Annotated in this window: 11 protein-coding genes; 7 read left to right on the top strand and 4 right to left on the bottom strand. The window is 63.5% G+C overall.

Annotated elements, in window-relative coordinates; all coding sequences use genetic code 11:
- Positions 1-220: 220 nt before the first annotated feature.
- Both Q376_RS0120800 and Q376_RS25480 read left to right on the top strand, forming a co-directional pair.
- The gene (locus tag Q376_RS0120800; RefSeq protein ID WP_342665991.1) at positions 221-2,566 is read left to right on the top strand and encodes a DUF1266 domain-containing protein; all 2,346 of its coding nucleotides are present in this window, start codon (positions 221-223) and stop codon (positions 2,564-2,566) included.
- Positions 2,567-2,946: 380 nt separating this feature from the next.
- Complete coding sequence (locus tag Q376_RS25480; RefSeq protein ID WP_155834426.1) at positions 2,947-3,471, top strand: C40 family peptidase; 525 nt, start codon at positions 2,947-2,949, stop codon at positions 3,469-3,471.
- A gap of 88 nt (positions 3,472-3,559) precedes the next feature.
- On the opposite strand, the gene Q376_RS0120790 is transcribed toward Q376_RS25480, so the two are convergent.
- Both Q376_RS0120790 and Q376_RS0120785 read right to left on the bottom strand, forming a co-directional pair.
- Positions 3,560-3,841, bottom strand: a complete 282-nt coding sequence (locus tag Q376_RS0120790; protein ID WP_027351921.1) for a hypothetical protein — start codon at positions 3,839-3,841, stop codon at positions 3,560-3,562.
- Between the two features lie 318 nt (positions 3,842-4,159).
- Positions 4,160-4,642 carry an FKBP-type peptidyl-prolyl cis-trans isomerase gene (locus Q376_RS0120785; protein ID WP_027351920.1) on the bottom strand — a complete coding sequence of 161 codons (483 nt, stop codon included), beginning with the start codon at positions 4,640-4,642 and terminating at the stop codon, positions 4,160-4,162.
- A 325-nt stretch (positions 4,643-4,967) separates the two neighbouring features.
- Here Q376_RS0120785 and Q376_RS0120780 point away from each other — a divergent pair, with 325 nt between their 5' ends.
- The 3 genes from Q376_RS0120780 to Q376_RS0120770 all read left to right on the top strand — a co-directional run bounded on the left by Q376_RS0120780 (position 4,968) and on the right by Q376_RS0120770 (position 7,513).
- Positions 4,968-5,597: an MBL fold metallo-hydrolase gene (locus Q376_RS0120780; protein ID WP_027351919.1), complete on the top strand. Its 630-nt coding sequence runs from the start codon at positions 4,968-4,970 to the stop codon at positions 5,595-5,597.
- A gap of 66 nt (positions 5,598-5,663) precedes the next feature.
- Positions 5,664-5,954, top strand: coding sequence for a hypothetical protein (locus Q376_RS0120775; protein WP_027351918.1), 291 nt, complete (start codon positions 5,664-5,666; stop codon positions 5,952-5,954).
- A gap of 110 nt (positions 5,955-6,064) precedes the next feature.
- On the top strand, positions 6,065-7,513 hold the full coding sequence (locus tag Q376_RS0120770; RefSeq protein WP_027351917.1) for an MBL fold metallo-hydrolase RNA specificity domain-containing protein: 1,449 nt from the start codon (positions 6,065-6,067) through the stop codon (positions 7,511-7,513).
- Between the two features lie 247 nt (positions 7,514-7,760).
- Here Q376_RS0120770 and Q376_RS0120765 read toward each other — a convergent pair whose 3' ends face one another.
- Together Q376_RS0120765 and putP are read right to left on the bottom strand one after the other, a co-directional pair.
- Complete coding sequence (locus Q376_RS0120765; RefSeq protein ID WP_027351916.1) at positions 7,761-8,042, bottom strand: GIY-YIG nuclease family protein; 282 nt, start codon at positions 8,040-8,042, stop codon at positions 7,761-7,763.
- A 136-nt stretch (positions 8,043-8,178) separates the two neighbouring features.
- Positions 8,179-9,672, bottom strand: coding sequence for a sodium/proline symporter PutP (gene putP / locus Q376_RS0120760; protein ID WP_027351915.1), 1,494 nt, complete (start codon positions 9,670-9,672; stop codon positions 8,179-8,181).
- Between the two features lie 674 nt (positions 9,673-10,346).
- On the opposite strand from putP, the gene Q376_RS0120750 reads away from it, so the two are divergent.
- A complete protein-coding gene (locus Q376_RS0120750) occupies positions 10,347-10,709 on the top strand; it encodes a type II toxin-antitoxin system RelE/ParE family toxin (RefSeq protein WP_027351914.1) in 363 nt (120 codons plus the stop codon).
- On the top strand, positions 10,709-11,029 hold the full coding sequence (locus Q376_RS0120745; protein ID WP_027351913.1) for a helix-turn-helix domain-containing protein: 321 nt from the start codon (positions 10,709-10,711) through the stop codon (positions 11,027-11,029). The genes Q376_RS0120750 and Q376_RS0120745 overlap by 1 nt, the downstream gene beginning before the upstream one ends.
- The last annotated feature ends 640 nt before the right edge of the window (positions 11,030-11,669 follow it).

Below are 11,669 nucleotides of genomic sequence, written 5' to 3'. Positions count from 1 at the left end.
GCAAGACACCATGGAGGCCCGAGTCGAACCACGGCCTCACCGCCACCGCTCGACCCCCCGGTTCGCTGTTCTGGCCCGTGAGAGCGAGAATCGGGATCCGGATGCACTCGAGCGCGAGCACGATGGTTTGGTTACAGATACAATAGGCGCCCTTTTCTGGCCATGCCCCCATAGCGGCGGGGGCATGGCCGTCTCGACGTTGGGCCGTGGATGGGAGTGGGTGAGATTGGACGAGGCGCTCAAGGCCTGGTGGCGGCGAAACCTGGTGATGTCCGGCTGGCGCGGTAGTGCGCCGGAGCGCTCGCTGTCGCGCGAGCGCGCTCGTACTCGCTTGGCGCGGTTGGATATCCTCGATCGCAGCGAGTTCGCCTGGCGGATGCTGGAGCTTGGCCAGCAGTTGCGGGATGCGCCGCGTCATCTCGCCGAGGGGCTGCGCCAGGACGGTCTCGAATGGGTCGCGCTGGGCGCCTGTGCTGGATGGCTGGACGAGGCGCGTGTCGAGGTTTGGCTTCGCGTGCTGCGCGAAGAGGCGATTCCCACCGATCATCTTTGGGGTGGTGGAGAGCTCAGCGTCTGGCGCGTGCGCGCAGCTTTCGCTCCGGTGCTCGCGGGTCCGCTCGAGCTCGCTATCGATTGGCCCGATGCACTTCGCTTCCTCACCGAGGTATGGGATATCCGTGATCGCGAGGCCTTGATCAGTACCTTGCTGTGGCTTTCCGCCCAGGGGCAGCGCTATGGCTGGGACATCGACGCCCGACGGTTGAGCGAACTGGATGAAGAGGGCCGGCGCGCTTGGTGGGCGAAGATCGGCGGTGAGGCCGCGGGCCGCGGCGGTGAAGACCGCGAGGCGATCGAGGCGGAGCGGCGCTATGCAAGCCTGGTGGTCGAGTTCGTGCAGCGTAACGAGCCGCTCGAGTGGGCCGCGTGGGACTGGCTGCGGCTGGTCGATCTGGCCTTCGCCGGTAGGCTCTTGGGCTGGCTCGGCGAAGAAGAAGCGACGCTCTTCGCCGCTCATGCGGTGGATCTGATCCAGCGCCGCTACGCTGATTGGGCCGGGCTCGCCGAGGCCTACCAGCGCGGGCGCAGCCTGTTCGAGGGGCGTGACCTGATGAAGCGCTGGCACGATGAGTGGCGTTTGCTGCTCGATGCCGCCGAGAGCCCCTGGCAGTGGCCGCTCGATGAGCTGCTCGACGACACGCTGCGCGACCGCTCTCGTGAACTGCTCCGCAAGCTGCGCAGTACCAACGACAGCTGGCTGCTGGCGCTGGCCTCGTTGCGTGAGCCGGATTTGCTCCATCGGCAGCTCGACAGCGACGCGCTCGATCACGAGCGTCGTGAAGAGGCTCGGCAGTATCTCCTCGACACGCTCGATTGGAGCGAGGAGGAGGGCGCCGAAGGGCTTTCGCGCTTCTGGCTGCCGGCCCAGTCCCATCATCTCAACCAGCTCGCCGCCGACGCCCAGCGCGGTGTGCTGCCGAGCGCCAGGACCCCGTTCGGTGACGCTGACCCGGTGGCGCTCAAGGTGCGCGATGGGTTGGGACGCTGCGCCCCCTTCGCCGCGACCATCCATATGGCCGAGAAGTTCGCGTTCCATCTGCTGATGGCGCGAGATGCCGGAAGCTGTGACGGTGAAGCGCTCGACCAGCTGGTCGGCGCGCTGCGCAACACCCTGTGCCGCTTCTACACCTCGCCCGCACGGCTGCTCGAAGCCTGGGCGGTATGGGAGGCGGCGCTACCCGAGCAGGAGGAGGAGTCTTTGGTGTTCGAAGTGCGCTGGCACCTCGAGGACCCGGGCAGCCTGTTCTTCTGGCTCGACTGGCACTCCGTCGACTGGCGCGAGCCCGGCCCGCGGCCGTCGTTGAGCCAGTTCTGCTCCCTGGCGCTGACCGGGCCGCTGAGCGCGCCGATCTGGTCGCCGCCGACCACCCTGCACGGGCGCCTGGCCGAAGAGGTGCTCGATTGGCTGGACAGCCACTATGCGCTGCATGGGCGCGATGGGCTGATCGGCTTTCTCGATTTTCTCTTGGAGGCCGGCGACCGCCAGGAGTACCAGATCAACTACGCTCCCTACACGCTCAATACCCGCAGGCTGGTCGAGGAGATCGAGATTCTCGAAAGCGGAGTGCGCAGCGAAGATGAGCAGGTCCACCTCGAACGGCTCAAGCGAGTACGCGACAACGAGGCGCGCTGTAACGAGCGGGACATGACCGCCTGGGACGTCGCCCAGCTGGTCGATCTCTGCGTGGCGGGCCGCCAGCTCGGCTGGCTCGACGATGCGCTGCTCGATCACTACCTGCACAAGGCCTCCGCGCTCGCCCAGGAGCACTATGCGGGCTGGCGTGACTATGCCGAGGGGCTTTACGCCGGCTATGCGTTCTTCATGACCGGCGTGCCGGAGCGTGAAGACTATCTGCGCGAGTTCCGCCAGGCCCTGGTCGGCTGGCTGACCGGCGCGCCGCCCCTCGCCGGTCCTTGGGCGAGTCTCGACTTCCCTGGCCGCGGGGGTGGGCGCTGGCCGCCAATGCACATAGATACGTTGCCGGGCGATGTCCATACGCTGCACTGAACGATGAACGGATTCGAGCATGATGGCTTCTCCATATCCCGCATGGTTGAGCCGATTGGAGCGAAATATGGATGAATTGAGAAAATCCGCCGGCGCGAACGTTTTTTCGTTTTCCGGGGCGATTGGGCTGGCTTAGTATCTGGGCTGGTTCTGCCCGGGAGCGCCCGCCGCCGGACTACACCGCAAGTCGAAGACGCGCGTCTCGCGGGTCGATAACAACGCTCGGGAATATACTTTTCATGCGCCGACTATCGGGTTGTTGCTGTTTGATGCTCCTGCTGGCAGGTTGCGCAGGCCAGCAAGTGGGATCGGAAAACCTAGCACTCAACGCACCGCTCGCTTCATCTTCGCTTTCAAGCTCGAAAGCACCTAAAGCCAAGATGAAGCGCTCGGCCGGCATCGATGACAATTCCCGTGACGTGGTGCTCGATTTCGAGCCGGTGAAACTGGTCGCCCCTAGTCGCATCCGTGAGGTACTGCTGGATGAGTACGATCAGTGGGCGGGCACACCGTATCGACTGGGAGGGGAAGGGCGCCGCGGCATCGACTGCTCGGCCCTGATGCAGCAGGTGTTCCGCTCCAGCTTCGATTTCGAGCTGCCTCGCACCACCAACGAGCAGATCCTCGAAGGCCAGCGTATCGACAAAGATGCGCTGCGCCCGGGAGACCTGGTGTTCTTCCAGCCCTCTCGTCGCCTGCGCCATGTCGGTGTCTATGTCGGCGAAGGCTACTTCCTCCACGCATCGACCTCCCAAGGCGTCAAGCTTTCGCGGCTCGACAACGTTTTCTGGTCGCGTCACTACCTTCAGGCCCGGCGTCCGCTGGACAACGCCCAGCTGGCGATGCGCGCAGGCTCGGCATCCTCGAACGCGAACCAAGGCTTCCTCGCCTCGGCGGAGTACTGATTCCCGAACGGTCGGGGTTGGCTGCGGGATATGGAAAACGGGGTGGCTCCTTGGAGCCACCCCGCTTGGTTTTGGGTCCGACGATCGATCAGCGAGAGCCCGGTTTGGTGTCGAGGCCGCGTTCATCGCTGCCCAGGGCAGAGGCAGGGGCGGCGTAGTCGACGTTCACGTAGTTGCCACCGGGGCGGCTATCGATGCTCGGGGTCTGGGCGTGGTTGCCACCCGGCTGGCTGTCGATGCTCTGGGTGATCTGGGCACGGTTGCCGCCCGGTTGGCTGTCGATGCTCGAGTAGGTCGAAGCGCTGGCCTGGAGGCTGGTGGCGCCGAGAGCGATGGCCGAAGCGGCAACGATGAGTTTGAGTGCTTTCATGATTTCTTGCTCCATTTGCGTATGAGCGCAGTGGCGTGAAGCCTTCTTGGCTGCTGCCTTGTGCGATGGAGTGATTATAGTGAGAGCACTAATTATTAGTAGGTTTCATATCGAAGCTCTATGTTTCCAAAATGGAAATCATGCATCGATCTGGAGAGGGGGAGGTGCGCCGCTGCGGTGGGGTAAGCGCGGGCAGAATTCAGTCGCATTGGTGCGGGCATCGAGATTGAACGTAGAGAAAGCGAACGGGGCGCATCGGCGGATGCGCCCCGTTCGTTCGCATTGAATGGTCGCTTCAATGGCGATGCCTGGACGGGCTCAGTGGTGGTGGCCACCTTCACCGTGGACATGGCCATGTTCCACTTCTTCACCGCTCGCCTCGCGTACGTTCTCGATCGAGACTTCGAAGTTGAGCACTTCCCCCGCCAGCGGGTGGTTGCCGTCGACGGTGACGGTGTCGCCCTCGACCTTGGTGACCGTGACCAGCAGCGGGCCACCCTGCGTCTGGGCCTGGAACTGCATGCCCGCTGCGATGTCGTCCACACCCTGGAAGGAAGCGCGTGGCACCTCCTGGACCAGCTGTGGCTGGATCTCGCCATAGCCTTCGGCGGGCTCGACCTTGACGGTCAGCTTGTCACCCGTCTGGCGCCCGAGCAGCTGGCGCTCGAGGCCGGGGATGATGTTGCCTGCGCCCTGTAGGTAGGTGAGCGGCTCGCGGCCTTCAGAGCTGTCGAGCACCTCGCCCGCCTCATTGGTGAGCGTGTAGTGAAATGCGACGACTGAGTTCTGGGCGATCTGCATGGGTTTGACCTTTGTGGCTGTATATGTGCATGAATCATCGAGCCGACGGGTCGCCAACCCCGATGAACGCGCTGACGCAACCTGGCGCGTCGTCGAACGGGATGTTCGAATCGATTACAGTGGCCGCGCCAAACTGGCTTTTCAAGCATGAGGCACGGTTTTTTTCATTTTCGGGGTTCTGCTTGGATCAGGGACGATACGTCCGCAAGCTGCACGTCTACTGCCTTACTTAGGGCAAGCGCGATGTGAGAAAATAACCGATGCTTGGCCATCGGCCGGCTAATTCCAATCAATGTCCCGTGGCCATGTAACCCTAGGAGAAACAATGGAGTACAAGCTCATTACCGTGACGCCGTTCGTGCAGAACTGTACTCTGCTGATCTGTCCACAGACGCGTCGGGCGGTGCTGGTCGACCCCGGTGGTGAGCCTGATCGGATCGAGGCGGAGATCGAGCGCTCGGATGCCGTCGTCGAGAAGATCCTGATCACTCACGGCCACATCGATCATATTGGTGCAGTGGCCGAAATGAGCCATCGCTTGAACGTGCCCGTCTTCGGGCCGCACATCCTTGATCAGTTCCTAATCGAGGCGGTGGGAGAGATCGCTAAGGCCTATAATCTTCCCGAACCCGAGTCGTTCGTCCCCGAGCGCTGGCTGGAGGAGGGGGACCGTATCGAGGTCGGCCGTCATGTGCTGGAAGTGCTGCACTGTCCAGGACACTCCCCGGGCCACGTGATCTTCGTCGATCGGGAGGCGCGGTTGATCCAGATGGGCGATGTACTGTTCAAAGGCTCGGTCGGTCGCACCGACCTGCCCGGCGGCGACATGCGCCAGCTGCTGGGCTCGATTCGCCACAAGCTTTGGCCCTTGGGCGACGACATGCGGTTCATCCCCGGTCACGGGGAGATTTCGACCCTCGGTGAAGAGCGCCTGCACAACCCTTTCGTCAAGTGAGGGAGCTGGGTGCCATGAGGGCGACAAGGATGGCACGACAACGCTTAAGATGAAGGAGACGTACTGATGTTAGCCACGCTGATCTGGATCGTGATCTTCGCCCTGGTCACGTTCTTCGCCCTCAAGACATGGGATGGTGCATTCGGGAGCGCAGTGAAGCGCTATGCCCCCGAAGTGGTGGCGCCGGACGAGGACTCCGAATTCATCGACCGCTACGTCTGGTCGATAGCCGCGGGCATCCTGGTGGCCACCCTGGTGCTCAACCCGCTGTCGATGATCATCACCCTGGTGCTGGTCGGGGTCATCGCATTCGTGATTGGCCTACTGCTGCGCTGGGCACTCAGCAAGGTCCACTGAAGTACGTTCGCATCTTGGGTCGTGGAGCCAATGGAAAGCACCGCCCGAAAGTAAGTCGTCGTCGCGGCCGATAGTCACCAGGATGACATCGTTCGCTATGGGGTGGAGGCATGGATTTTTCAGCTCTTGAGCACCACGGCGGTGCAGATACGGTGACCGGTTCGTGCCATCGGCTCTCGCTTGGCGATGGTGCGAGTCTACTGATCGACTGCGGCTCGTTCCAAGGCAAGGACGCGGGCATTCGCAGCATCGATTTCCCCCTCGATGGCGTGATCGCACTGATCGTCACCCACGTGCATATCGACCACGTCGGGCGGATCCCGTGGCTGCTGGCCGCCGGCTACCAGGGGCCGATCATCTGCAGCGAAGCCTCGGCACAGCTGCTGCCGATCGTGCTCGAGGACACCATGCGGCTGGATGTTTCCTCGGACCGCGCACTGATCGACGCCTATCTCGACCAGATTCGTCAGCGGCTGGTACCGCTCGCCTTCGAGCAATGGTACGACGACGCCACGCTCGGTCTTCGTACCGAGGGCACACGCTGGGCGCTACGGCTTCAGCGCGCGGGGCACGTGCTTGGCTCTGCCTGGTTGGAAATCGACGTCACCCCATCCAACGCACCGACCCGGCGCGCGGTCTTCTCCGGCGACCTGGGTGCCGCCGGCTCCCCCTTCCTCACCGCCCCCCATCCACCCGAACGGGCGGACCTGCTGGTGCTGGAATCGACCTATGGCGATCGCCGCCGGCGCCATTCATCCGAGCGCCGGGAAAGACTCGCCGAGGCGCTCGAGCACGCGCTGTCGAACGGAGGAACGGTACTGGTGCCCGCCTTCAGCCTCGGGCGCACCCAGGAGCTGATCTTCGATCTGGAGGCGATTCTCCACCAGCGCGGCGCGACGGCGACTTCACCGAGCGACGCGGAGACCGAAGCGCTCGCCTCCGTCATCGAAGGCATCGACTGGCCGGCATTGCCGATCATCCTCGACTCCCCCCTGGCCGCACGCTTCACCCAGGTCTACCGACGGATGCACGAGCGCTGGAACGACGAAGCCAGAGCGCTGCTCGCCGCCGGGCGCAACCCGCTGGCCTTCGACAATCTGCTCGCAGTGGAAGACCACGACGCCCACCTGCGGCTGGTTCATCATCTCGCCCGCACCCGCCGACCAGCGGTGGTGATCGCCGGCAGCGGCATGTGCACTGGAGGCAGGATCGTCAACTACCTGCGCCAGATGCTCAGCGACCCACGCCACGACGTCCTGTTCGTCGGCTTCCAGGCCGAGGGCACGCCAGGCAAGGACATCCAGCGCTTCGGCCCCCGCGGCGGCTATGTGCTGATCGACGGAGAGCGGATCGACATCCGCGCCAGGGTAGAAACCATCGAAGGCTACTCCGCCCATGCCGACCGCGACGGACTGATCGAATTCGCCACCGGCATGCAGTCCCCACCCAGCCATGTTCGCCTCGTGCACGGCGAGCACCAAGCCCGCCGCGCCCTGGCCCAAGGGCTCGAGCAGGCCTACGCCGAGCGAGGCGACCAGGTCTTAGTGAAATGGCAGTGACAGCCCGCCGACGCCCGGCCTTGGCGCCACCCCAACCCGTTACCCCCAAGCGGCACCGTAGCCGGTCAGGGTAGTACCGGCGCGACAATCGGCGCGCCAGTCGAGGGATCCATCCTCGGCGCCATACCCCCTCCCGTTCGTCCCGAGCGGCGCCATACGCGTCAAGGTCGAATACCGGCGCGACAATCGGGGCGCCAGTCGAGGGATCGAGCGGCGGCGGTAAGGCCGTGGTTCGAGATGCTCAGCTTCATCGCTTGTGCCGGGCGAGCGCGCTGAGGTTGGCCCATTTGCCCTCGGCAAGCGCCAGCTTCTTGGCTCGGCTCCAGCGTTTCAACTGCCGTTCCCGCTCGAGTGCATCCCGGCGCTGGTCGATCTCCTCGAGGTGGATCAACTCTACGGGTAGACGAGAGGCGGTGTAGCAGGAGGGAATCTCACCGCGTCGATGCTGCGCGATACGTTTCTCGATGTCATCGGTATGGCCGATGTAGCAGCTGCCATCGCAGCACTTGAGGATGTAGATCCAGAACATCGCGCCTGCCCTCCGTCTTGGTATCTTTAGATTTCGGCAGGCGGCCGGTGTGGTTTACTCGGCGAGCTGGAGCGGATGTCCAAAAACGCCCGCGCCCTCGGTAGCGAGGGCGCGGGCGGGCGTCATGGCGCGTGAATCATTTGCCGTGGGAGGCGAGGTACTCTTCATGGGCGGCATCGAAACGCTCGATCATCGCCGCGCTCGGCCCTTTGCCGATTTTGCTGAAGATCACGATCGCAGCCGTGCTCGCGATGAAGCCGGGCACCATCTCGTAGAGCCCCAGCCAGCCATAGTGGCCCCAAACCGCGACCACGGCCGCACCGGTGAGCATCCCCGCCAGCGCGCCGTTGCGGGTTACTCCCCGCCACATCAGCGAGAGGATGATCAGCGGCCCGAAGGCGGCGCCGAATCCGGCCCAGGCGTAGCTGACCAGGCCCAGCACCAGGCTGTTGGGGTCCGAAGCGATGAGGATGGCGATTACCGAGATCACAAGGACCATCATCCGGCCCACCCACATCAGCTCCTTCTCCGATGCGCCTGGGCGCAGGAAGGGGCGATAGAGATCCTCAGTGATCGAGCTCGAGCAGACCAGCAGCTGCGCGCTCAAGGTGCTCATCACCGCAGCGAGGATCGCCGAGAGGATGAAGCCCGCGACCCACGGGTTGAACAACAGCTGGGTGAGCTCGATGAACACGCGCTCGCTGTTGGCGTTGACGCCGCCTGCCTGCTGCGGATTGTCGGCGAAGTAGGAGATGCCGAAGAAACCCACCGCGACCGCCCCGGCCAGGCAAAGGATCATCCACACCATGCAGGTGCGCCGTGCGCTGGGGATCACTTTGGCGGAGCTGGCCGCCATGAAGCGCACCAGGATGTGGGGCTGGCCGAAGTAGCCGAGCCCCCAGGCCAGCGCCGAGATCACGCCGACCGCGCTGACGCCGGTGAAGAAGTTGAGCTTCTCGGGGGTGTTCACTCTGATCTCATCGATCGCGGTGCCGATATCGCCGATCGAGAGGATCACGAATACAGGCACCAGGATCAGCGCAAAGATCATCAGGCTGGCCTGGATGGTATCGGTCCAGCTCACCGCCAGATAGCCACCGATGAATACGTAGATGATCGTCGCCGCAGCGCCGAGCAGCATCGCGGTGGAGTAGGAGAAGCCGAACGAACTTTCGAACAGCCTCGCGCCGGCGACGATGCCGGAGGCGCAGTAAATAGTGAAGAAGACCAGGATGACCAGCGAGGAGACCACCCGCAGGATTCGCGAGTGGTCGTCGAAGCGGTGGGAGAAGAACACCGGCAGGGTGAGCGCGTTGTTCTGGTGTTCGGTATGTACCCGCAGACGCCCAGCGATCAGCAGCCAATTAAGGTACGCACCCAGGGTCAGGCCGATCGCGATCCAGCTCTCTGACAGGCCCGAGATGAATATCGCGCCCGGCAGACCCATCAGCAGCCAGCCGCTCATATCGGAGGCGCCGGCGGAGAGCGCGGTGACGAAGCTGCCGATGCTGCGACCGCCCAAGATGTAGTCGGAGAAGTTGGCCGTTGCGCGATAGGCGATGAAGCCGATCGCCAGCATGCCGAGGATGTAGATGACGAAGGTCGTCACCATGGGAGTGCTTGCAGTCATGTGCGTCCCTTATTGAGTTGTTGCCGGCGCTCGAGGCCTTCCAGAGCCGTTGTTGGTCGATGGTGCTACCTTTTTTGGTTGGCGGTAGCTCTTTTGGAGTTGGAAGGTTGCGCTTTTTTACCCTGTTCACCCGGAATATGCCAGTCGGCCTTTGGTGGGCAATGCTTCAGGTGGGTTGCACCTTTGGGCTCTTGGCGACATTCGTTCAGTCCTTCGACTCGCTTCGCTTACCCGGGATGCTCGGATATCCGGAGAAGAACGAGCCCAGCCACCGCGAGTGGTGAGGAGCGAGGAACGAGCGTCTCGAACCACGGCCTTACCGCCGCCGCTCGATCCCTCGACTGGCGCCCCCGTTTTCGAGCTGATACTCGACCTCTGCGCGTATGGCGCCGCTCGGGACGAACGGGTGGGGGCGCCGAGGTTCGGCGTTTACAGCCGTTCGTGGTGAGCCGGGCCTTCGGGCCGCTGATCATCCTCTCGCTGGTGTGGCGGGGAGTGACCCACAACGGCGCGCTACCGAGGGCGCGGGCGTTTTTGGACATCCGCTCCAGCTCGCCGAGTAAACCACATAGGCCGCCTGCCGAAATCTAAAGATACCAAGACAGAGGGCAGGCGCGATGTTCTGGATCTACAATTCGGGTGCTTGCCATCTATACCTGAACGGATATAATTGCATGGTGCAGAAACGCAAGCTCCTCTATTGGGAAGGCTCGTCGAAAAAGGACTTCAAGGAGTTCCCTATCGACGTACAGAAGGACATGGGCGTGGCGCTCTTCGTCGTCCAGTTGGGCGGCACGCCGGATTCGGCCAAGCCTTGGAAGGGGTTAGGTTCCGGCGTGTACGAACTGGTTGAAGACTACCGGGGCGACACCTTCCGCGCGGTCTACGCCGTGCGGCTCGGCGACGCGGTGCATGTGCTGCATGCGTTCCAGAAGAAATCCAAGTCCGGCATCGCCACGCCGCAGCCGGACGTGGAATTGATCGAGAAGCGGCTGAAAGCAGTGCTCGCCCGCTACGGGGCGAGCGGGAGAACCTGATGACCCGTATCGACCATCCCCAGGGCACCGACAATGTGCTGCTCGACCTCGGTTTTGACGACGCCGAAGAACTGTCAGCGAAGGCTGCGCTCGCACTCAAGCTCAACGAGCTGATCGACCAACGCCGCCTCAGCCAGACCGAAGCGGCGGCGATCACCGGCATGACACAGCCGAAGGTGTCGCAAGTCCGCCGCTACAAGCTCCAGAACATTTCGTTGGAGCGGCTGATGCAGGCGCTGGTGTCGTTCGATCAGCATGTCGAAATCGTGGTGCGTCCCGCACAGCCGGCGCAGGCGCACGGCATCACCGTCGTGGCCTGATGAGATCGAGGCCGCTAGTCCGGCCTCGATGAACCACAGATCGTAGTGCAGCGTTTTATGAGCCGATTCGTCTGGCGAGAATGGATGTTATGCACGGAATCGCCGGGCCTGGCTGAAAATTAGGATTTGGTGCGTTGACGTACATGAAACGGCTCCCATCTCTATTCCACCGGAGAGTTTGCGCATCATGGAGGCCCGAGTCGAACCACGGCCTTACCGCCGCCGCACGATCCCTCGACTGGCGCCCCCGTTGCCGAGCCGGTATCTGGCCTTGACGCGTATGGCGCCGCTCGGGACGAACGGGTGGGGGTTGGCGCCGAGATCCGGTGTTCCCAGCCGTTCGTTCGTGGTGAGCCGGGCCTTCGTTGACCGGGGCCAGTTCGCGCAAGGTAATGGAGGCCCGAGTCGAACCACGGCCCCACCGCTGCCGCACGATCCCTCGACTGGCGCCCCCAATGCCGAGCCGGTATCTGGCCTTGGCGAGTATGGCGCCGCTCGGGACGAACGGGTGGGGGTTGGCGCCGAGATCCGGCGTTCCCAGCCGATCGTTCGTGGTGAGCCTCCTGTGCCATCGCGATGGCACTGCGCATGGACCTTGAACCCGAGTAGCATGGCTATGTTGCCGCAAGCAGCGTGGCCG

This window comes from Halotalea alkalilenta DSM 17697, from assembly GCF_000621205.1.
Classification (GTDB): Bacteria; Pseudomonadota; Gammaproteobacteria; order Pseudomonadales; family Halomonadaceae; genus Halotalea; species Halotalea alkalilenta.
Note: the sequence above shows the minus strand (reverse complement) of the source record. Positions and strands in the feature narration are given on the sequence as shown.